Here is a 22,402-nt window from a genome sequence, read left to right as displayed (position 1 = left end):
CGTTCCGGGGGGATTTTTCCTCTCTGCACACAGTAGATTTGGCGCGGTTGGCTAGGGCAGCCAGGCAAGTGAATCAAAGGGTTAGGGTATGTCAGAGCAGTTTCTTTATTTTCTGCAGCAGATGTTCAACGGCGTTACGTTGGGCAGCACTTATGCGCTGATCGCCATCGGCTATACCATGGTGTACGGCATTATCGGCATGATCAACTTCGCTCACGGCGAAGTCTATATGATAAGCAGCTACGTCTCGTTTATTGTCATCGCCGCATTGATGATGATGGGGATCGATGCCAGTTGGTTATTGATCGGCTCCGCTTTTCTCATCTCGATTGTGATCGCCAGTGCTTATGGTTGGAGTATTGAGCGGGTCGCCTATAAACCTGTTCGCAGTTCCAAGCGTTTGATCGCATTGATCTCCGCGATCGGGATGTCAATCTTCCTGCAAAACTATGTCAGTTTGACCCAAGGTTCACGCGATCTGGCACTGCCCAGTTTAGTGACGGGGCAGTGGACGTTGGCCGAGGTCAATGGCTTTGCTGCAACCATCAGCACCATGCAGTTGACTATTTGGATAGTGACTTTCCTGGCCATGTTGGCGCTAACGCTATTTATCCGCTATTCCCGCATGGGGCGAGCATGCCGCGCCTGTGCTGAAGATTTAAAAATGGCCAGTTTACTGGGCATTAATACTGACCGGGTTATCTCACTGACTTTCGTTATCGGTGCTCTGATGGCTGCCGTCGCAGGGGTCTTGCTGGGGCAGTTTTATGGAGTGATTAACCCATACATCGGTTTTATGGCCGGTATGAAAGCCTTTACCGCAGCAGTCTTAGGCGGTATTGGCAGTATTCCGGGGGCGATGATCGGTGGCTTGATTCTGGGCGTAGCCGAAGCATTAACGTCAGCTTATCTAAGCACTGAATATAAAGACGCCGTCTCATTCGCGCTGTTGATTGTTGTGCTGCTGGTGATGCCAACTGGGATCTTAGGCCGTCCGGAGGTTGAAAAAGTATGAAACAACTCAACTTCCTTAATGCCATTATCTCCAGCTGTGTTCTGCTGGTCCTCGCCTCGTTTGTGATGGGATTGCAGTTGCAGTTAGACGGCACCAAACTCATCGTGCAAGGGGCCTCAGAAGTGCGCTGGTTGTGGATTGGCGCAGCGTGCATCGTGGTCTTTTTCTTCCAGTTGGTACGCCCATTTATACAGCAAGGCATTAAAAGAGTCTCTGGTCCGGCTTGGGTATTACCCAGCTTTGATGGGACGACCCCACGGCAGAAGTTACTGGCCGCAGCCATTATTATTGCTGCAATCGCCTGGCCATTTCTGGTTTCTCGTGGCTCAGTAGATATCGCGACACTGACACTGATTTACGTCATGTTGGGCTTGGGCTTGAACGTTGTGGTTGGGTTATCGGGCCTGCTGGTACTGGGTTATGGCGGGTTTTATGCCATTGGCGCCTATACCTATGCTCTGCTGAATCACTATTACGGCTTAGGTTTTTGGGAGAGTTTACCGCTAGCGGGCATTGTTGCAGCGCTGTCGGGTTTCCTTCTGGGTTTTCCGGTTTTACGACTGCGCGGAGATTATTTGGCGATCGTGACATTGGGTTTTGGCGAGATTGTGCGAATTTTACTGCTCAACAATACCGAAATTACCGGTGGGCCGAATGGTATCAGCCAAATTCCTAAACCTACACTGTTTGGTTTGGAATTCAGTCGCACAGCGAAAGATGGTGGTTGGGATACCTTCCACAATTTCTTTGGCCTAGATTATGACCCAAGCGATCGCATCATTTTCCTGTATATGGTGGCGCTGTTATTGGTGATCCTGACTCTATTTGTGATTAACCGATTATTGCGTATGCCGCTGGGACGGGCATGGGAAGCATTGCGCGAAGATGAAATAGCCTGTCGTTCATTGGGTCTTAGCCCTACTAAAATCAAGCTGACTGCGTTTACTATCAGTGCCGCTTTTGCTGGTTTTGCGGGTACGTTGTTTGCTGCTCGACAAGGGTTTGTCAGCCCTGAGTCTTTTACCTTTGTTGAATCGGCTTTCGTGCTGGCGATTGTGGTATTAGGCGGAATGGGGTCGCAGTTTGCGGTTATTTTGGCTGCTGTACTGCTGGTGGTTTCGCGTGAATTAATGCGGGATCTCAATGCTTACAGTATGTTGCTGTTGGGTGCATTGATGGTATTGATGATGATTTGGCGTCCACAAGGGCTGTTGCCAATGAAGCGGCCACAATTGAAGCTGAAAGTGGCAGATATCAAAGCTAAGCAGGGGGAGCAAGCATGAGTACGCAACCTTTGTTAGCGGTTGAAGGGCTGTCAATGCGTTTTGGCGGATTGCTGGCGGTGAATAACGTCGGTTTGACCCTCAATCAGGGCGAGATTGTCTCCCTGATTGGCCCTAATGGAGCGGGTAAAACGACGATTTTTAACTGCCTCACCGGTTTCTATCGTCCGACAGGTGGCACCATTAAGTTACGAGATCGCCATCTTGAGGGGTTACCCGGCCAGATCATTGCCCGTATGGGGGTCATTCGTACTTTTCAGCACGTGCGTTTATTTCGCGAAATGACCGTAGTGGAGAATCTGCTGGTGGCACAGCATCAGCATCTTAAAAGTGGTGTTTTTGCTGGGCTGCTGAAAACCCCCGCTTTTCGGCGAGCGGAGGCGGATGCCTTAGAACGTGCTGCAACTTGGTTAGAGCGTGTAGGGTTATTGGATTTGGCCAATCGTCAGGCAGGGAATTTGGCCTACGGTCAACAACGACGTTTAGAAATCGCTCGTTGCATGGTGACGCGCCCTGAGTTATTGATGCTTGATGAACCTGCCGCTGGCCTGAACCCGAAAGAAACTGACGAGCTGAATCAGTTGATTATGGAATTACGCGATCAACATCAAGTGTCGGTATTGCTCATTGAGCATGACATGAAACTGGTGATGGGGATTTCTGATCGTATTTATGTGGTGAATCAGGGAACGCCGTTGGCGCATGGTACTCCAGCAGAAATTCGTAATAATCCTGATGTGATCCGCGCCTATTTGGGCGAATAAAACGTGGGCGAGGCATAAACATAACATGTTGTCATTTAATAAAGTTTCCGCCCATTACGGCAAGATTCAGGCACTGCATCAGGTTAGTCTGCATATTCAACAAGGCGAAATTGTGACCCTGATTGGTGCCAATGGGGCGGGTAAAACCACGCTGTTGGGGACACTGTGCGGCGAACCTCGAGCGACCGAGGGCAGTATTGTTTTCGGTGAGCAAGATATTACAAACTGGCAGACTGCGCGCATTATGCGTGAGGCGATTGCGATTGTGCCTGAAGGGCGCCGTGTGTTCTCTCGTATGACTGTTGAAGAAAACCTGGCAATGGGCGGTTTTTTTGCTGATCGTCAACAATATCAGCAGCGTATTGAGCGGGTTTACGATTTGTTCCCAAGACTATTTGAACGGCGCGCTCAACGGGCTGGCACCATGTCTGGGGGTGAGCAACAAATGCTGGCGATAGGCCGCGCATTGATGAGTCAGCCTAAATTATTGCTGCTAGATGAGCCGTCATTGGGGCTGGCACCCATTATTATTTTGCAAATATTTGATACTATTCAACAGCTAAGGGAAGAGGGCATGACCATCTTCTTAGTTGAACAGAATGCTAATCAGGCGCTGAAACTGGCTGATCGTGGTTATGTACTGGAGAATGGCCGTATTGTTCTTGAGGACACGGGGGCAGCCCTGCTTGCAAATGAGGCTGTGCGTTCGGCTTATTTAGGCGGTTAAGTATTCGGTGATTATATTTTTTTAGGCCCGCTTGCGGGCCTTATTTTAATATTTAATAGTTTTATGCTTCTGGGGTGATAGTAAAACTCAGTGTGTCCCTGTAGCTGCCTTTATCGGTAGTGTCCGTACGGTATAGGCGTATTTTAGGTGACCAACACATTTGTTCTTCACCGGTATATTCATTCGTTTTTAACTGAATAAATTTTTTATGTTTTGGTAATGTGAAACTTGTTTGGGTATTGTCATCATTTTTGAGCCTTACTCCATAATTAATAAAACTTTTCCCATTTTTTTCTTTTAATTGAAAGTGCTGGTTACTATTTGATAATCCATTTAGATTGCTGGCGCTAATCATATAACGAGTGCTTTGTACACCCATGGCTCGATAACTGATACAAAAACGATTAGCAGTTCCATTTTTCAATGGAACATATAAACCGCTAGTATCAGTCGTGTTATCAAGTAAGTGATCCAGATCGATAGATTGTAGTTGCCATACAGTCGAAGCTAAACGGAATTTGGGATCGACTTTTAGCGCCTGTGGCGCGGCATTCTGTTGAGGATCAAACGGTAGACATTGATTACCTAAAGGGCCAAAAGAAACGCCTTTTGATGAAAGTAGCGGGTATTTGGGCTTATCCACTCCACCTGTAACCAGTTCACCTCCAACAGTTGCACCGATTCGGATATATTTTAGAGTATTAGCTTTAACTGTGAATGACACGTTATAGCTACTATGCTCATTACTAAATTCCCAAGGATTATAAAATTTAATTTCTCTAATATTATCACTGGAATTATCAAATCGAGCACTGTTGAGTACAATGTTATGAAGGTGATTAATATTGATATTTAAATTGGGTGAACCATCGGCATTGTAGAAGTAGAGAGAAAGAAGGGCCTTACGTGAATGCAATGAAACATTTTTTACCTCTTCATTAGGAATATTTATTAATTTTGCCAACGCAACCCGATGGCGAGATTCTAGGCCAAACAGTTTACTCACCATATTGACATTAAAAGAAACCTTTACACTGTTATCGTCTAATAGCTGCAATGAGCAGTCGGAATATCTTTCGACTATTCCATCGTAAAAATAAGGGCTAGCTATAGCTGTGGGTTGCAATATTAATAGCATTAATCCCATTAATACTGTTTTATATTTAACGTTCACTTAGTGTCTCTCCATGACTGTCAGCTATTTGTTTCAAAGATTAATGTTAGCTGCCCGTGATACTTCCCTGCACTATTTGGGTGATTGGGCGCCAGCGCTGAAATGCGCAATATATAGTCAGTACTGGTTAAACTGGATGTGCCTTCATCTACAGTAAAAATTTCCGGAGTAGCCGATAATGGCTGCAACAGGGTACGTTCTTTGCCCCAATATACTTGTGCGGGGGAAAATGCTAATTCCTGCACGGCAGCATTATTCGATTGGCGAGTGAGTATCAGCGGATTTTTAACTGAAATTCGGAACCCAGTTTGTTGGCGTAGCTTGATTGTTATTGGAAACTCAGATTGATAAACTTTATGATCTTCTGGACTATTATTCAGCTTTATATTGTCATACCATCCACCTTGCGGTTTTTCGACCTCAATTCTGGGCAGTGCAGTTACCTCTAGCTGGACGTCAATATCCCCAAGGGGAACTGGAATACCAGCAGAAATGGCCAGCCATGGAAAGAATAATGATATGGCCGCTATTTTTATCATATTCATAACGCTCCTTAATTTTTAATCAGTAGAACATTGCAAGTTGAATAATTTATCTTCAACCATTCCCTGTAGATTGCTGACGGTTAGTTGTCGCTGCTGTTCTGGGTAGAGATTAAAATCATCGATTCTTTCTCCCTGTGGGGTCTTCAACTGGTGCCAATGCAGGTGAGTATTACCGGTATTTTGTAATTTCAGCTTCCCGTCGATACAGTGATGCGTCCATAAGTGGTGTGGAGAATCGGGTAGATGCCTGACCAATCCCATATAACTTAGTTGAACGCCCACGACAGCACCTTGACCACCACTAACTCGCAAGTTCTTTTCGGGTACGACTGATAACCGATATACCTGTTCTTTATCAGGCGATTGCAGTGCCTTAAGTAATATTCTCCCGCTCTGATTTGGACCGAGAGTCAGTTTAGATGGCATAGCAAACAAGGATGGTTGTGACTGCTCACCAACAGAAATTAATGATTCCTGATCCGGTGGAACACCTGGGTTATTAATCTGATATAGCTGAACCCTGATGTACTCCGTCATTGAACTGTGATTGATAACGTTGACCACTGCGTTGGCTTGTTGCATTTCCAGCACATGTGGTTGAATGTCTATTGTCGCGATAGCACTGAGCGGCAGCAAACTAGCTACAACGAAGAGTAAAGGTTTCATTATCAGCCTGCCCGCTGAGTTGTTTGACTGATAAAGTGACGGGCGCACCTCGGTATAAATTTAGGCTATCTGCCAATGTGGCGTTATCGGGTGATTTGAGCTGTACAAATTTGCTGTGAACACTGCCTGTGGAACTGAGCATCAGGCCGTCAGGTGTGCATTGATGTTGCCACTGGCGGGTCTGCGCAGGTGCGGGTGGGATATGGTGGATAAGAACACCATAGCCAATACTGATGGTCATAGGCGCATGGATTTTACTTTTATCCCCATCACCTACTGCCTTGATATCAACGACTGGGTCAATATATAGACGGTATAAAGTCTCCTGCTCCGGAGACTTTAGTGGGAGTAATTTTATATCCCGCTTTTGCTTTGGCCCTAACGTAATTCGGCCTGGATTAAAGATCATCTCAGGTTGAGTAATATCACTAATCGGTGTTTTCTTCTCCGGATTCATTCCCGGATTTTCTACCCGTTGCAAAGAGATATTTAAATAAAGCGGCTTATCACCACTATTGTAGACCTGTATTGTCCGGTGTTGATTCATAGCTTCTACTGTCGTGCGAGTAGGGATCGCCATTAATTGCCCATAAGCTGTAGTGATAGGGGCTAGGAATAAAGCAATAATTGGTAGTAATTTTTTATATTTCATCGTGTTTCCGTCAGTATTAATTAGAGTGGCAAAGGTAAATATGGTCACGCTGTTGGCGCATATCGCAGTGATAACGGACCGAACCATTTTGGACCGTAATATTTTTCAGTATGACGTTAGAGTTAATGGCAAATAATCCATTCGGATGGATAGCATCGCCGGTTTCCTCAACCACCCCACTAACCGGTTTCCCCTGTGGGTCTTTAAGAAAACCGCTATAAAGCATATCGAGCGTGATATCCGCTTTACTCATAAAGACTTGGCCAGGATGTGCACGGACAATATTGACCGGTAACTGGATATTCATATCCAGATCACTGCGATCATTATGTGTACGAACAAAGAAGCGGTCTTGATAGCGCGGAACAGGAATGGCGTAGACTCCTCCCCCCGTGATCGGATTGCCTTCCGCATGGAAGCTATAAGGTGTACCTGCTAATTCCGGTGTTTTGATTAGTAATGCTGAACCGCTATAACTGCTGCGGCCTAATGCTAAACCTTGAGGGCTGACAGCTAACATGCCGCTATAGCTGACACCCCCGTTAGCTATCTTGTTATCAAGACCCGCACGGGCAGAAATATCACCACGACTGCCGCTACGTTGCGCAAAAGCGCCGATCCCATTGTTTTTTCCACTGGTACTGCCACTAATACCCAAAGAGCTAGTACCATGGTTATCGGTGAACTCTTTTTGGTAATTAGCGCTGGTACTTAACTGCCGGCGAACATAGGCACTGTTGATGCTGGCGCTACTTTGGCGGAAAGAGAGTGTGGTATTCATAAATACCCCGTAGTTATTCTGGCTATGCCATTGCCCACCTTTCTGCACGCCAAGGGATAGGTTCAGGCCAAATTGTGGTTGTCGCCAGTCCCAACTGCTTTGAATACGGTGTTGCTGATTATTTTTATATTGATTGAATTGATAACTGAGTTGAGTTGAACCTAACCGACGGCTATAAGACGCTGATGTGCTGCCGGTATTAGGGGCATATATTGATACATTCGGTACTTGATAACGCGCCACCGCGAAATACCCCACAGCAGAATTTCCGCCATTTAAGCGCAGATAACCCCCGCTACGTTTTTCCCCAGACATCATGCCCAATACAGGAGTGATATTAAGGCTGAGGAAATCTAATGGGTGCGCTATATTCCCTTCAACAGCCCAATGACGGGAATCATCAGTTAGCAATGTGAAATTAGCCTGTGCGCTTTTTATTGACATACTGCGGCCAAATTGCGCCAGATGATGAGTGCGATTTTTGTTTTGTGATGCTCCTTTTCCCATCGTCAAGAACCAACCATTATTGGTTTGAGTACCAATATTGCTGATGGTTTGACTTTCCTGGTTGATGACACGGCCGGTGTGATCGACTAATCGAATATCAATGTTGTAATAGCCACCGGGGAGTTGGTTATAATCAATTTCATTACGGCCAAGTTGTGCTGGAATACGACGAATAAGTTGATTATCACGATAGATTTCATAATCACCATCGGCAGTGGCATATAACACAAGACTGCCTGCTGAGGGTTTATCAAGGGCCAAATAGCTCTGACTCCCTAAGGTAATAAATTGGTCTAATGCTGGATTTATCAAGGTATGAATGCTGCCAGCATTATTATCCAGATTATCTTGCTTGCCAGCTCGTAAATAGAGTGCCTGAAAGTTTTTTTGTAAATACCAGCTACCGATTCCGGCCTGATTATTATTTTGATATTGCGATTGATTTGCAAGTTGATAATTATTTTTTGAGCGAGTGGTATTATAAAACCATTGTACAAAACCATAGGATTGTAGTGGTAGCCCTAGATAGCCTTGCCCACGAGCAGACATCGCACTGTAGTTTTTTGCGGTCATGCGCAGATCAAAAGATTGGTTATGTACCAGTCCCCAAGTCGTTACTGGCATTAGGTATTGGTTGTTATTATTCGTGATAGTGACTACTTGATTTATTTTATCTAACATGACGCGATGGTCTGATAGAATATAGTCACAGCCATTTTGGCATTGTAAATAAGGTATCTGCGATAAGATTTTTTCTAATAAAAAAATTGACTGTTCATCAACATGGTTATTTCGGTATTGCTGATGATCGAAGCTTAGTTGCTGTTTTTCTTCGGAGAAAAAAATCGGGGCAGGTAATGTTTTGCCATCTAATATACCCAGTAGTTGCAGTGATTTATGTTCTTCAATAGATGAAAATCCAGTTGGTACTAGATGCTCAATGGTAATGCTTTCTTCTGCACAGATGGAACCAGATGTGGAAAAAAATAAACTTAACATAATTACCTGATTGACTGCTTTGACCTTTGTCATTGGATTCCATTCCATCATTGGTTATATAATTAAAAAATAGACGCCTCTGATAAATATATTTTCATTCCATGAGTAATATTATTAAGCTATTGCTTTATATATTAGTGTCAAAGGCGTTGCAGCCAAGGTCCTAAGCTCTTGGCTGTATAATATATAAAAGATATTCTCTATATTTACTGATAGAATAAAGTTACACTGCGTCCTCTAAAACAAGGTGAAGTTTTCCAACATAGACTTCGCCTCCTCTTACATTAGCTGGTTCTTTCGCCGTAATAACTAGAGGGATAGCGGTGTCAATATCGGCTGCTTTCAGCTGAATATAATCAAGAGTACCTAATTCCTTCTCTGCGATGGTCACATGATGTTCAATAAATCTCTTTGAAGGCCCTATATCCCGAATTACAGGAGACCCTATATCCCGAATTACAGGAGACCCTATATTATTTTCGTTAGTATATCTGGGCTCCTTCACTAGGTTCAGCGGAGAACCGAGCTTGATATTAACGCCGGTACCACCGCTAACTGATATCAGAACACTCTCACTAAGAGAATGAACACCATCATCCCCCCTTTCTAAGTGAAGAGACTCTAAATCCCTCCCATTAGCTTGTATTATTTCGATTCTGGAAGGTATTTCTGCGAAGACGTCAATATATTTATCTAGCGGTAGCGAGTGTGTGACTGTACTTGTACTTAATATTGCTATGGTCATTACTGATAATAGTATTTTCTTCATTACTGACACTCCTTGTCTGATCGAAATCTTTATTGATGTATTTTATAACTGGCATTAACTTGTATTGGTGCTAACTTAGGTGGTTAGCACCAATAAACCAACTGTAACTGATTTTGGCTTAGTACAATTAAAAGGATATTTTATTTTTTAATTAAATGTCTTCTTCAATAACAAGCTTGGCTACGCCAGAGTATATGCCCACCGCAGAGTTTTTAGGTTGCTTGGCACTTATTACCAATGGAAGAACAGTTGCATTGCCATTACTTAAATCAAAAGAAGTACCTTTGCCTAGGAAATACTGTCGCGTCCCGTCTACTGAACCTGAATATATTTCTTCCTCACCGAGAGTTATTACATGGTCAAAGAATTTATTCTTCCCATTCTTCAATATAAATACATCAGATAGACGGACTTTGACTTTATCGGTATTAGTTGCTTTTATTTCGATATTCTCACTGTGGGTATAGGTACCGTCATTCTTAGCTGCATCATAGTTAAGCTTAATCTTATCGAGTGGGGAGCCATCTGCTTTATTCATGCTGACTATAGAGTGAACCTCGGCTTCAACTTGAATGTTTTTTTCTAGAGGTTGTGCATAAACAGTCGTGCTACCAATTAATGCAGCTATAGCCATAGTAGATAATAGAGTCTTTTTCATTGTAGATACCTAATCGTCCTTTGCATAAAGTCCCATTCAGTAATGAATAGGGGGGATTCTTCTGGGTGGTCCTTGTGGTTTATATTTGACGACGATAACGAGGGCATTAATATAATCGTATTAATATAGTGTCATCCACAAGGCGAGAAAACAGTAACATGCCTGATAGAGGTGGTTCAATAATGATACAACCAATTTAAGGAAAGAAAATTAATTTAAATTAAATGGCGGAATAAGTTCCTAATTGATGTTTAAGCTTTTATTGCTTCGTTGAATAATGCTTATTTTGTCTGTCAAACAATTTAGACGAAATACTAATTTAATTCGTTATCAGTAATGATATTAACGACTGATTTTATTTTGATTCTCTGTCATTTTTATGTCATCTGAAGGTTATATTTCTGTCATGAAATAGTGTCATGTTTGCTTTCGAACAAAAACTGATTTATTTCGCTCACCGGCAGTCATTCATCGATGTGGGCTGTATAGATTTATTCAGGGGCTAGATATGTTTAACAATATTATTCGTAAAACGTCGATTTGTATCGCACTTACCTTGGCATTCAGTGCTAATGCAATGGCTGTCACCGAAATCCCATTCTGGCATTCAATGGAGGGGGAGTTAGGTAAAGAGGTCGATTCATTAGCAGATCGTTTTAATCAGTCACATACCGATTATAAAATTGTTCCCGTCTATAAAGGTAACTACGAACAAAGTCTGGCAGCGGGTATCGCGGCTTTCCGCTCAGGGAAGGCTCCGGCCATTTTGCAGGTTTATGAAGTTGGTACGGCGACAATGATGGCCAGTAAAGCCATCAAGCCAGTCTTTCAGGTTTTTAAAGACACTAATATCAATTTTGATGAGTCCGTTTTTGTGCCAACGGTCGCGGGTTATTACACCGATGCCAAAACGGGCCACTTATTATCTCAGCCCTTTAATAGCTCCACTCCTGTGTTGTATTACAACAAAGATGCTTTCAAAAAAGCAGGATTGAACCCAGAGCAACCGCCGAAAACCTGGCAGGAACTGGCGGCGGATACCGCCAAATTACGTGCGGCGGGTTCAACTTGTGGTTATGCCAGTGGTTGGCAAGGTTGGATCCAAATTGAGAATTTCAGTGCTTGGCATGGCCAACCCATTGCTAGCCGCAATAATGGGTTTGATGGCACCGATGCTGTACTGGAATTCAATAAGCCATTGCAAGTTAAGCATATTCAGTTGTTGTCAGATATGAACAAGAAAGGTGACTTCACCTATTTTGGTCGCAAAGATGAATCAACCGCCAAGTTCTATAATGGTGATTGTGCTATTACCACCGCCTCTTCCGGTTCACTGGCCGATATCCGCCATTACGCCAAGTTCAATTATGGCGTCGGCATGATGCCTTATGACGCTGATGCTAAAAATGCCCCACAAAACGCCATTATTGGTGGTGCTAGCCTGTGGGTGATGGATGGTAAAGATAAAGACACCTACAAGGGTGTGGCAGAATTCCTGCAATATCTGGCCCAACCAGAAATTGCAGCGGAATGGCACCAAAAAACCGGTTATCTGCCAATCACGACAGCGGCTTATGAGCTAACCAAGCAGCAAGGTTTCTATGATAAGAATCCGGGTGCAGATGTCGCGACACGTCAAATGCTGAACAAGCCACCTTTGCCTTATACCAAAGGATTGCGTCTGGGCAATATGCCGCAGATTCGTACCGTGGTAGATGAAGAGTTGGAAGGGGTATGGACGGGTAAGAAAACGCCTCAGGAAGCGTTGGATGCATCAGTGAAGCGGGGCGATGTGTTGCTACGTCGTTTCGAACAAGCAAATAAATAACGTTATTTGGCTACTCTATTTACCAGTTTGGGATTGCGGTCTGCGCGCCCAAACTGGTTACGCCTGTAACGCCAAATAGTTTTGTGCAGTCATTAGCACCAGTTCGATAAACGGTTAAATTTATGTCATCTTCCCGTCCCGGTTTCTCCTGCAGTTGGTTGCCTTATTTGTTGGTATTACCCCAACTGGCCATCACCGCGGTTTTCTTCCTATGGCCTGCCGGCGAAGCACTGTGGTATTCAGTGCAAACATTGGATCCGTTTGGCCTTTCTAGCGAATTTGTCGGGCTAAGCAACTTTATTCAGCTATTTCAGGACGAATATTATTTAGCGTCGTTTTACACCACGCTGATTTTCAGTTCGTTGGTGGCGGGGATCGGCTTGGTTGTGTCGCTCTTTTTGGCGGCGATGGTGGATTACGTTCTGCGCGGTAGTCGTCTCTATCAAACATTAATGATTTTGCCTTATGCCGTGGCTCCTGCGGTGGCGGCGGTATTGTGGATTTTTCTGTTCAATCCGGGGTTAGGGTTGATAACTCATTTTCTGGCTACGCTGGGGTACACTTGGAATCACGCCCAGAATAGCGGGCAGGCGATGTTCTTGGTGGTGCTGGCTTCCGTGTGGAAGCAAATCAGTTATAACTTCTTATTTTTCCTCGCTGCACTGCAATCTATCCCGCGCTCATTGGTTGAGGCTGCCGCCATTGATGGCGCCGGGCCAGTACGCCGTTTCTTCAATTTGGCGCTGCCCTTAATTTCGCCGGTGAGCTTCTTTCTATTAGTCGTGAATTTGGTGTACGCCTTCTTTGATACTTTCCCGGTTATTGATGCAGCAACTGGCGGTGGCCCAATGCAGGCAACCACCACCTTGATTTATAAGATTTACCGCGAAGGTTTTGCTGGGTTGGATTTATCCAGTTCCGCGGCTCAGTCAGTGATTTTGATGTTGCTGGTGATTGGTCTGACGGTTATCCAGTTCCGCTTTGTTGAGCGTAAGGTGCGTTACCAATGATTGAGAATCGTCGTGGGTTGGATATTTTCTGTCATGTCATGCTGATTATCGGCGTGCTACTGATCTTATTCCCGTTGTATGTGGCTTTTGTGGCGGCCTCTTTGGATGATACACAGGTTTTTCAGGTGCCAATGACGCTAGTGCCAGGGCCGCACTTATGGCAGAACATCAGCCAGATCTGGCACGCGGGTGTGGGCAGTAACAGCGCCCCTTTTGGGTTGATGCTATTTAACAGTTTTGTCATGGCATTTGCGATTACCGTCGGCAAAATCACGGTATCGATGCTGTCGGCCTATGCCATCGTTTATTTCCGTTTTCCGCTGCGTAACCTGTTTTTCTGGCTAATTTTTCTCACCTTAATGTTGCCGGTGGAAGTGCGAATTTTCCCGACTATTCAGGTGATTGCGAACCTGAACATGCTCGATAGCTATACCGGATTGACGTTGCCATTGATGGCCTCTGCGACAGCCACATTCTTATTTCGCCAGTTCTTTATGACGTTGCCAGATGAGTTGTTGGAGGCGGCACGTATTGATGGCGCGGGCGCGATGCGCTTTTTCTGGGACATCGTTTTACCACTGTCAAAAACCAATTTGGCGGCGCTGTTTGTTATCACTTTTATCTATGGTTGGAACCAGTATCTCTGGCCAATCCTGATTACCAGCGATGCTTCGATGGGGACAGCGGTGGCCGGGATAAGAAGCATGATTTCCAGCTCAGGTGCGCCAACACAGTGGAATCAGGTGATGGCGGCGATGATCTTGACGTTAATTCCACCGGTTGCGGTGGTTCTTTTGATGCAGCGGTGGTTTGTACGCGGCCTGGTAGACAGTGAGAAGTAATCAGATATGGCATGTTTAAAGCTTCAGGCAGTAACCAAATCTTATGACGGCGTCACGCCGGTGATTAAACAGATTGATTTAGATGTTGCTGACGGCGAGTTTATCGTCATGGTTGGTCCGTCGGGGTGTGGCAAATCGACACTGCTGCGTATGGTGGCAGGATTAGAGCGCACCACGAGTGGCGATATTTATATTAATCATCAGCGCGTGACTGAGATGGAGCCTAAAGATCGTGGTATTGCCATGGTCTTTCAGAATTACGCGCTGTATCCCCATATGAGTGTGTTTGACAACATGGCCTATGGCCTGAAAATTCGTGGTTTCGGCAAAGAACAGATTCGCCAGCGTGTTGAGGAAGCAGCACGTATTTTAGAGCTGCAACCGCTGCTCAAACGCAAACCGCGCGAGCTTTCTGGTGGACAGCGTCAGCGGGTTGCCATGGGGCGTGCCATTGTGCGCGAACCGGCGGTGTTTCTATTTGATGAACCGCTTTCCAATCTGGATGCCAAATTACGTGTACAAATGCGTCTTGAGTTGCAACAACTGCATCATCGGCTGAAAACCACCAGTTTGTATGTCACTCACGATCAAGTTGAAGCGATGACGTTAGCGCAACGGGTGATTGTGATGAACAAAGGTATAGCGGAGCAAATTGGTACGCCGAGCGAGGTTTACCAGCGGCCAGCTTCACTGTTTGTCGCCAGCTTTATGGGCTCACCGGCAATGAATCTATTCGCTGGAACCATCAGCTCGGATGGGCATGCCTTTATTTTATCTGATGGCATGACTTTGCCGCTGGATGTTCCGCAGCCACAATGGGCTTCTCGGTGCTTGACCCTAGGCATCCGCCCGGAGCATATTCAGCAAACAACTTCAGCGCTGGGTGTACCGATGGCCTTATCAACCTTAGAATTACTGGGGGCTGATAATTTGGCTCATGGGCAGTGGGGGGGGCAAAGTGTTATTGCTCGTTTATCTCATGAAGAGATGCCAAAAGTGGGCAGTATGCTCTATCTCTATCTGCCCTCAGCAGCGTTGCACTTTTTTGATTCGCAAAGTGGATTACGGATGGAATCATGAGTAAAAACTGGCCTTATCCTGCTATTGTCGCTCACCGTGGTGGCGGTTCATTGGCACCAGAAAATACCTTGGCAGCCATTGATGTGGGGGCACGGTATGGCCACAAAATGATCGAGTTTGATGCCAAGCTATCGCAAGACGGTCAGATATTCCTCCTCCATGACGATACACTCGAGCGTACCAGTAATGGCTGGGGCGTGGCCGGTGATTTGCCTTGGGAAAAGTTGATCCGGCTTGATGCCGGGGATTGGTATAGCACGGCCTTTCGTGGTGAGCGTTTACCGCTGCTCTCTGATGTAGCCGCTCGCTGCGCCCAGCATGGTATGGCGGCGAATATTGAAATTAAACCGACCATCGGCACTGAAATACCGACAGGGCGAGCCATTGCATTGGCTGCGCGTATTTTGTGGCAAGGCCAAACGATGCCGCCGTTGTTGTCTTCTTTTTCGTTTGAAGCATTAGTCGCAGCACAACAGGCTGCACCAGAACTGCCGCGCGGGTTGTTGTTGGATAAGTGGGATGACAACTGGCTGGCGATGACTCGCCAGTTGGATTGCGTTTCGTTGCATATAAATCACAAACAACTGACGGCAGAGCGTGTGGCTCTACTTAAAGCCGCTGGGCTACGCATTCTGGTCTATACCGTTAACCAACCGGATCGGGCGCAGCAATTGTTAAATTGGGGCGTTGACTGTATCTGTACTGACCGTATAGATTTAATAAGGACGGACTTCGACCTTCGTATTTGAAGTCACAGGGGTGTTAGCCGCATTCACTCACCCGAATGACCTACTTGAGTGGGTTCATCGGGATTCGTCCATTTGCTGCCTACCTGTAACTCCAATGACGTTGGTATAAATAAAACGGAAAACAGAACAGGTCAGCCATTCTTACATTGACGGGCTGACCTGGCCCGGTTTGACAGGAAGTTACCATGCCCGCCTTTGTTATTTCGCTTTGGCACCAGATTGTATTGTCTTCACCGCTCTTTGTTTTACTTGCTTTGGGGTACTGTTTGGTGCGCTTTGGCAAGTGGCCCTCGACTATCACTGATGGTCTAACTCGCTTTGTGTTCTCCCTCGCGCTACCCGCCATGCTGTTTCGTATGATGTGTGATTTCTCTGAGCGCCCCGCGGTCGATGCTCGCCTGCTCATCGCCTTTTTTGGCAGTTGTTTGGTGGTGTTTATTATTGGGCGCATTGTTGCTAGCCGGGTTTTTCATCTGGATGGAGTGTCCGGCTCGGTGTTTGCCCTTGGCGGAATTTTTTCCAATAACGTGATGCTGGGGTTGCCTATTGCTACCCTCATGTTGGGAGAGAAATCTATCCCAGCCGTGGCACTGGTTTTAGTATTTAATGGTTTGATTTTGTGGACATTAGTGACTATTTCGGTGGAGTGGGCGCGCAATGGCTCCCCCACATTGGCGGGCTTTGCGAAAACGGCGCGCAGTGTGCTGACGAACCCGCTGATTATTGGGATTATCTCTGGCACCTTATTCAGTCTGACGGGTTTGCCATTACCACAATTTATCGACCAGCCTGTCACTATGTTAGGGCAAATAGCCCCACCATTGTCATTGATCGTACTGGGCATGGGATTGGCGGAATACCGAGTGAGTGACGGCTGGCAAATCAGCAGTGCCATTTGTTTACTCAAGTTAGTTGTACAACCCATGGTGGTATGGGCCATAGCATGGGCTATGAATCTACCGGCACTGGAAACACAGGTGGTGGTTTTGCTAGGTTCAATGGCAACTGGCGTGAATGTGTATTTGATGTCGCGCCAATTTAATGTATTAACTGGCCCTGCTGCCGCGAGCCTGGTGATGTCTACTGTGCTCGCGGCTATCACGACGCCACTGATCTTGACCATTATTGGGGTTGGGATGTAGCCACTGGTACTACGCGCACAAATTCCCCTTTTCATTATTGGCTGAGAGGGGAATATTGTTTGCGTGATTATTTATTGAGCACATGTAAACCTAGTTAGCATAAAAATTGTCTCTCACTTGGGCTACAATGGCACTTTGTCAGCTTAAAGAGCCAATTTATTGTGTTTTTACTGGTCATTACCACCATCTTATGGGCGTTCTCTTTTAGCCTGATTGGCGAATATCTGGCAGGGCATGTGGATAGCTGGTTCTCTGTGCTGATGCGTGTCGGGCTAGCCGCGCTGGTCTTCTTACCTTTCTTACGTTGGCGCAATATAAGTGGGCGAGTGATCCTGCTGTATATGACTGTGGGTGCTATTCAGTTAGGTATCATGTATTTGTTCAGTTTCCGCGCGTATCTGTATCTGACGGTGCCGGAATTTTTGCTGTTCACGGTGATGACCCCACTCTATGTCACGTTAATCTATGATTTGTTACGTCGCCAGCGCTTGCGCTGGGGTTATGCTCTCAGTGCGCTGTTGGCAGTCGTGGGGGCGGCTATCATCCGTTATGACCATCTGAGTGAACACTTCTGGTGGGGATTGATGCTGGTGCAGGCGGCGAATATCTGTTTTGCCATTGGACAAGTGGGTTACAAACGTCTAATGGAAGTTCACCCAATTGCGCAGCATGTGGCATTTTCATGGTTTTATATCGGTGCGTTGGTTGTCGCAGTCGTGGCTTGGTTTGCCTTTGGTAATCCACAAAAACTACCGACCACATCGTTACAGTGGGGCGTGCTGGTTTGGCTCGGCGTCGGAGCTTCCGCTCTAGGTTATTTCATGTGGAACTATGGTGCGACACAAGTGGATGCCGGCACCTTGGGTATCATGAATAACGTGCATGTTCCGGCTGGGTTACTGGTGAACTTGGCTATTTGGCAAGAAAAGCCCCATTGGCCCAGCTTTATCATTGGGGCAATTGTGATAATGGCCTCGCTATGGGTACACCGGCGTTGGGTCGCTCCGCATTCTTTACAAACGGCAGATGATCGCAAGCGTGCTGTCGAGCCGAACGAATAAAAGCCTCAGTGACCGGTTGGCGCTGCTCCCCATCACGGACGGCAGCGTATAACCGGCTCCATAAACCATTTCCCAGCGTTTTTGTGACCACCAATCCCTGACGTTCGAAACTCTCCACCACCCAGTGTGGCAGAGCGGCGATCCCCATCCGCGCAGAGACCATTTGAATGAGCAGTAACGTGTTATCGACATTTTTCAGTTGAGGGTTAATCCCTGCCGGTTGCAGGAAATGCCGCCAGACATCTAATCGTTGACGTTGCACCGGATAAATCATCAGCACTTCTTGTGCCAAATCTTCTGGCTCAATGCGGGCTTTATTGGCTAACGGATGGTCCGGTGCCAGCACCAAGCGCACCTCAAAGTCGAACATTGGCGAATAGTGTAGACCACTGCGCGGCAAAATATCCGATGTCAGTACCAAGTCCAATTCCCCTTGCTGCAACGCGGGTTGTGGATCAAAAGTCACGCCTGATTGAAAGTCCATCGCCACTTGCGGCCAGTTTTTGTGAAAGCTATCTAGCGCCGGTGTCAGCCATTGAATGCAGCTATGGCATTCAATGGCGATCCGCAGAGCCGTTTGATGAGGTTCATTGCACGTTTGCAGGGCTTGCTTAATTTGCGGCAAAACTTGTTCTGCTAACTGCAACAGGATTTCACCTTGTGTGGTGAAACGTAATGGCTGGCTTTTACGCACAAATAGGCGAAAACCCAGACGCTGCTCCAGATCGCTGAATTGATGGGACAAGGCCGATTGGGTCTGATGGAGTTGTGTCGCCGCCGCAGCCAGTGAGCCGGTATTACGCAAAGCTTGCAGGGTGCGTAAGTGTTTCAGTTCGATCATGAGAGTCCTTCACAGTGACAGTGAACAAATTGCGCTTGTGGATTATACAGTACCTGCTGATTATGGATGTGTAAACATCTGGATGGCTAAATGGGAAATATGACGATGACAATTTTAAATCACACACTGGGTTTTCCGCGTGTAGGTCTGAAACGTGAACTGAAAAAAGCACAAGAAAGTTACTGGGCAGGCAACTCCACGCAAGAAGAATTGCTCAATGTGGGTCGCGAATTGCGTGCTCGCCATTGGCAACAACAACAGGCTGGTGTTGATTTAGTGCCAGTTGGTGATTTCGCTTGGTATGACCATGTGCTGACTACCAGTCTGCTGCTGGGTAACGTCCCACAACGTCATCAAAATGCTGATGGCTCTATTGATTTGGATACTTTATTCCGTATTGGCCGTGGCCGTGCTCCAACGGGTAAGCCAGCGGCGGCGGCAGAAATGACCAAATGGTTTAATACCAACTACCACTACATGGTGCCTGAGTTCCAGCTGGGTCAGCAATTCAAGCTGGGCTGGACTCAACTGTTAGATGAAGTGGATGAAGCGTTGGCATTAGGCCATAAAATCAAACCGGTACTGCTTGGCCCCGTCACATATCTGTGGCTGGGCAAAGTAAAAGGTGAACAGTTCGACCGCCTTTCTTTGCTGAAAGACATTTTACCGGTTTACCAGCAAGTGCTGGCTGAACTGGCAAAGCGCGGTATCGAGTGGGTACAAATCGATGAGCCGGCATTGGTACTGGAGTTGCCACCAGAGTGGCTGGTGGCTTTCCAACCGGCTTATCAGGCGCTGCAAGGTCAGGTCAAACTGTTGCTAACCACATATTTTGATAGCATTGGCCACAATCTTGACACTATCCGCACACTACCAGTGCAAGGTCTGCATGTCGATGTGGTCGCAGGCCAGGATGATATTGCTACCCTGAATGCAACACTGCCAAAAGAGTGGCTACTATCACTGGGGGTCATCAATGGCCGTAACGTATGGCGTGCTGATTTGAGCCGCTGGTTAGAGCGCCTACAGCCGCTGGTTGATAGTCGCCCGCTTTGGCTGGGTACTTCTTGCTCTTTATTACACAGCCCGATTGATTTAAGTGAAGAGACGCGCCTTGATGCGGAAGTAAAAAGCTGGTTTGCCTTTGCTTTGCAAAAATGTGCGGAGCTGGCATTACTGACGCGGGCATTAAATGCGCCAACTGAAGCCAAACTGGCTGAGTTAGCTGCATACAGTGCACCTATTCGTGCTCGTCGTGCTTCCCGCCGTGTTCATAACGCACAAGTAGAACAGCGTTTGGCGGCAATTACGGCTCAAGATATTGAGCGCCAACTGCCTTATGAGGCGCGTGCGGTCGAACAACGTAAGCGTTTTAATTTGCCTTCATGGCCGACTACGACTATCGGCTCATTCCCGCAAACCACTGAGATCCGGGGCCTGCGTTTGGACTTCAAGCAAGGTCGTCTGGATGGCAAGAACTACCGTACCGGCATCAGCGAACATATTAAACAAGCTGTTGCAGAACAGGAACGTTTGGGCCTGGATGTATTGGTGCATGGTGAAGCCGAGCGTAATGACATGGTCGAATACTTCGGTGAACATCTGGATGGCTTCGTCTTTACTCAAAATGGGTGGGTGCAGAGCTATGGCTCACGCTGTGTTAAACCACCGGTCATCATCGGTGACATCAGCCGCCCTGAAGCTATCACTGTTGAATGGGCTAAATATGCACAATCCCTCACGGACAAACCAGTCAAGGGCATGTTGACTGGGCCGGTCACCATCCTGTGCTGGTCATTCCCGCGCGAAGATGTCAGCCGCGAAACCATTGCCAAGCAAATCGCACTGGCACTGCGTGATGAGGTGGAGGATCTGGAAAAAGCGGGTATTGGAATCATCCAGATTGATGAACCCGCGCTGCGTGAGGGCTTACCTCTGCGCCGTGCTGAGTGGCAAGCGTATCTGCAATGGGCGGTCGATGCATTCAAATTAAATGCGGCAGTGGCGCAAAATGACACTCAAATTCATACCCATATGTGTTATTGCGAGTTCAATGACATCATGGATTCTATTGCTGCGCTGGATGCGGATGTCATTACTATCGAAACCTCTCGCTCAGATATGGAACTGTTGGAATCATTTGAAGATTTCGCTTATCCGAATGAGATTGGTCCCGGCGTTTATGATATTCACTCGCCAAATGTGCCGAGCGTGGAATGGATTGAGGCTTTATTGCGTAAGGCGGCCCAGCGTATTCCTGCGGAACGTTTGTGGGTTAACCCAGACTGTGGTTTAAAAACTCGAGGTTGGCCGGAGACCCGTCAGGCACTGGCAAACATGGTACTGGCTGCACAACGTCTGCGTGAAGAACAGGTTTAATAAAACGATTTACTCTGTGTGTGAGACTTTGGGCGCATCCTTTGCGCCCTTTTTTGTGGCGGCTATTTGCCTTCTTGGGGCACCGGATGGGCCGCCACCCCATGTTGAGTAAACCAGTTAAGCATTCGCTGCCAGCCATCCAGAGCCGATTCTGCATGATAACTTGGGCGATAATCAGCATTAAACGCATGCCCTGCATCAGGATACACAATGATTTCTGCATCGGCATTTGCCGCGCGTAATGCTTGACGCATAATGTCGATATGCTCTTGCGTTATGCTGCCATCTTTACCGCCATATAACCCCAACACTGGTGCACTGAGGTCAACTGCAACATCCACCGGATATTTTGGCAGCAGCAATGTTTTCTCCCCAATTAATTTGCCATACCAAGCAACTGCTGCTTTTAATTGCGGGTTATGGGCGGCATACAGCCATGCAATTCGTCCCCCCCAACAAAATCCAGTGATCGCCAACTTGCTTGTATCGCCACCGTGGCGAGACGCCCAATGTGCAGCATGATCAAGATCTACCATGACTTGGTGGTCAGGCACTTTACTGACCAGATTTTTATATAATGCATTGATATCATCATATTCTTTGGCATCTCCCTGACGGAAAAACAGCTCAGGAGCGATGGCCAGATAGCCCTGCTTTGCTAATCTGCGACAGATATCTTGAATGTGCTCGTGCACACCAAAGATCTCCTGTACCACAATGACTACCGGATAAGGACCTGCGTGTTGAGCAGGTTTAGCAATATAAGCAGGTAATTCATCACCTTGAGAGGGGATGGTGGTTTCTCCGCAGTGAATACCTTGTTGGTCGGTATAGCGGGTCGTCGAGGCCAGCGGATTTACCGCAGCTGTGAAACCCCCACCTACCTGCCTGAGAGTCATAATTTGATCCGTTTTCACTGTGGTCTCCTTG

21 protein-coding genes are annotated in these 22,402 nt (G+C 46.6%); 12 read left to right on the top strand and 9 right to left on the bottom strand.

The features are described from left to right. The first annotated feature begins 88 nt into the window (after positions 1–88). From livH to livF, 4 genes are read left to right on the top strand one after another with little or no spacing between them, the layout of a single operon-like run. Entirely contained in the window at positions 89–1,015 is a 927-nt protein-coding gene (gene livH, locus ACIOG0_RS20595) for a high-affinity branched-chain amino acid ABC transporter permease LivH (RefSeq protein WP_050100992.1), read from the top strand. Then, entirely contained in the window at positions 1,012–2,298 is a 1,287-nt protein-coding gene (locus tag ACIOG0_RS20590) for a high-affinity branched-chain amino acid ABC transporter permease LivM (protein ID WP_050100993.1), read from the top strand. Before livH ends, ACIOG0_RS20590 begins: the two co-directional genes overlap by 4 nt. After that, positions 2,295–3,062 (top strand): high-affinity branched-chain amino acid ABC transporter ATP-binding protein LivG, encoded by a 768-nt coding sequence (livG, locus tag ACIOG0_RS20585; protein WP_050100994.1) that lies wholly within the window; start codon positions 2,295–2,297, stop codon positions 3,060–3,062. Before ACIOG0_RS20590 ends, livG begins: the two co-directional genes overlap by 4 nt. Positions 3,063–3,087: 25 nt before the next feature. Continuing rightward, positions 3,088–3,789: a high-affinity branched-chain amino acid ABC transporter ATP-binding protein LivF gene (gene livF / locus ACIOG0_RS20580; RefSeq protein ID WP_050100995.1), complete on the top strand. Its 702-nt coding sequence runs from the start codon at positions 3,088–3,090 to the stop codon at positions 3,787–3,789. Between the two features lie 61 nt (positions 3,790–3,850). On the opposite strand, the gene ACIOG0_RS20575 is transcribed toward livF, so the two are convergent. The 7 genes from ACIOG0_RS20575 to ACIOG0_RS20545 form a co-directional block, all read right to left on the bottom strand. Beyond that, entirely contained in the window at positions 3,851–4,963 is a 1,113-nt protein-coding gene (locus ACIOG0_RS20575; RefSeq protein WP_404704907.1) for a hypothetical protein, read from the bottom strand. Between the two features lie 20 nt (positions 4,964–4,983). Next, positions 4,984–5,508, bottom strand: a complete 525-nt coding sequence (locus tag ACIOG0_RS20570; RefSeq protein WP_128451651.1) for a fimbrial protein — start codon at positions 5,506–5,508, stop codon at positions 4,984–4,986. 15 nt (positions 5,509–5,523) lie between these two features. Beyond that, a complete protein-coding gene (locus ACIOG0_RS20565) occupies positions 5,524–6,174 on the bottom strand; it encodes a hypothetical protein (protein ID WP_128451650.1) in 651 nt (216 codons plus the stop codon). Next, positions 6,146–6,826 carry a fimbria/pilus periplasmic chaperone gene (locus tag ACIOG0_RS20560; RefSeq protein ID WP_128451649.1) on the bottom strand — a complete coding sequence of 227 codons (681 nt, stop codon included), beginning with the start codon at positions 6,824–6,826 and terminating at the stop codon, positions 6,146–6,148. The genes ACIOG0_RS20565 and ACIOG0_RS20560 overlap by 29 nt, the downstream gene beginning before the upstream one ends. A gap of 16 nt (positions 6,827–6,842) precedes the next feature. After that, positions 6,843–9,146 (bottom strand): TcfC E-set like domain-containing protein, encoded by a 2,304-nt coding sequence (locus ACIOG0_RS20555; protein WP_404704906.1) that lies wholly within the window; start codon positions 9,144–9,146, stop codon positions 6,843–6,845. A gap of 190 nt (positions 9,147–9,336) precedes the next feature. Beyond that, positions 9,337–9,882: a hypothetical protein gene (locus tag ACIOG0_RS20550; RefSeq protein ID WP_128451647.1), complete on the bottom strand. Its 546-nt coding sequence runs from the start codon at positions 9,880–9,882 to the stop codon at positions 9,337–9,339. Positions 9,883–10,033: 151 nt separating this feature from the next. Further along, positions 10,034–10,540: a CS1 type fimbrial major subunit gene (locus ACIOG0_RS20545; RefSeq protein ID WP_050101001.1), complete on the bottom strand. Its 507-nt coding sequence runs from the start codon at positions 10,538–10,540 to the stop codon at positions 10,034–10,036. A 508-nt stretch (positions 10,541–11,048) separates the two neighbouring features. Here ACIOG0_RS20545 and ugpB point away from each other — a divergent pair. The 7 genes from ugpB (at position 11,049) to ACIOG0_RS20510 (ending at position 18,252) form a co-directional block, all read left to right on the top strand. Beyond that, complete coding sequence (ugpB, locus tag ACIOG0_RS20540) at positions 11,049–12,368, top strand: sn-glycerol-3-phosphate ABC transporter substrate-binding protein UgpB (RefSeq protein WP_050101002.1); 1,320 nt, start codon at positions 11,049–11,051, stop codon at positions 12,366–12,368. 122 nt (positions 12,369–12,490) lie between these two features. Next, a complete protein-coding gene (gene ugpA / locus ACIOG0_RS20535; RefSeq protein ID WP_050101003.1) occupies positions 12,491–13,378 on the top strand; it encodes a sn-glycerol-3-phosphate ABC transporter permease UgpA in 888 nt (295 codons plus the stop codon). Then, positions 13,375–14,220: a sn-glycerol-3-phosphate ABC transporter permease UgpE gene (gene ugpE / locus ACIOG0_RS20530; protein ID WP_050101004.1), complete on the top strand. Its 846-nt coding sequence runs from the start codon at positions 13,375–13,377 to the stop codon at positions 14,218–14,220. The genes ugpA and ugpE overlap by 4 nt, the downstream gene beginning before the upstream one ends. A gap of 6 nt (positions 14,221–14,226) precedes the next feature. Further along, positions 14,227–15,300 (top strand): sn-glycerol-3-phosphate import ATP-binding protein UgpC, encoded by a 1,074-nt coding sequence (locus ACIOG0_RS20525; protein WP_050101005.1) that lies wholly within the window; start codon positions 14,227–14,229, stop codon positions 15,298–15,300. Next, positions 15,297–16,049 (top strand): glycerophosphodiester phosphodiesterase, encoded by a 753-nt coding sequence (gene ugpQ, locus ACIOG0_RS20520; protein ID WP_128451646.1) that lies wholly within the window; start codon positions 15,297–15,299, stop codon positions 16,047–16,049. The genes ACIOG0_RS20525 and ugpQ overlap by 4 nt, the downstream gene beginning before the upstream one ends. 185 nt (positions 16,050–16,234) lie before the next feature. Then, the gene (locus ACIOG0_RS20515; protein WP_050101007.1) at positions 16,235–17,191 is read left to right on the top strand and encodes an AEC family transporter; all 957 of its coding nucleotides are present in this window, start codon (positions 16,235–16,237) and stop codon (positions 17,189–17,191) included. 161 nt (positions 17,192–17,352) lie between these two features. Then, positions 17,353–18,252, top strand: a complete 900-nt coding sequence (locus tag ACIOG0_RS20510) for a carboxylate/amino acid/amine transporter (protein ID WP_050101008.1) — start codon at positions 17,353–17,355, stop codon at positions 18,250–18,252. On the opposite strand, the gene metR is transcribed toward ACIOG0_RS20510, so the two are convergent. Further along, positions 18,140–19,093, bottom strand: a complete 954-nt coding sequence (gene metR, locus ACIOG0_RS20505) for an HTH-type transcriptional regulator MetR (RefSeq protein WP_050101009.1) — start codon at positions 19,091–19,093, stop codon at positions 18,140–18,142. The two genes, ACIOG0_RS20510 and metR, sit on opposite strands and share 113 nt — an antisense overlap. Before the next feature lie 105 nt (positions 19,094–19,198). Here metR and metE point away from each other — a divergent pair, with 105 nt between their 5' ends. Further along, positions 19,199–21,472, top strand: a complete 2,274-nt coding sequence (metE, locus tag ACIOG0_RS20500; protein ID WP_128451645.1) for a 5-methyltetrahydropteroyltriglutamate--homocysteine S-methyltransferase — start codon at positions 19,199–19,201, stop codon at positions 21,470–21,472. A gap of 62 nt (positions 21,473–21,534) precedes the next feature. On the opposite strand, the gene ACIOG0_RS20495 is transcribed toward metE, so the two are convergent. Then, complete coding sequence (locus ACIOG0_RS20495) at positions 21,535–22,389, bottom strand: dienelactone hydrolase family protein (RefSeq protein WP_050296223.1); 855 nt, start codon at positions 22,387–22,389, stop codon at positions 21,535–21,537. Positions 22,390–22,402: the final 13 nt, after the last annotated feature.

The organism is Yersinia vastinensis (genome assembly GCF_044905075.1).
In the GTDB taxonomy this organism is placed as follows: Bacteria; Pseudomonadota; Gammaproteobacteria; order Enterobacterales; family Enterobacteriaceae; genus Yersinia; species Yersinia vastinensis.
Note: the sequence above shows the minus strand (reverse complement) of the source record. Positions and strands in the feature narration are given on the sequence as shown.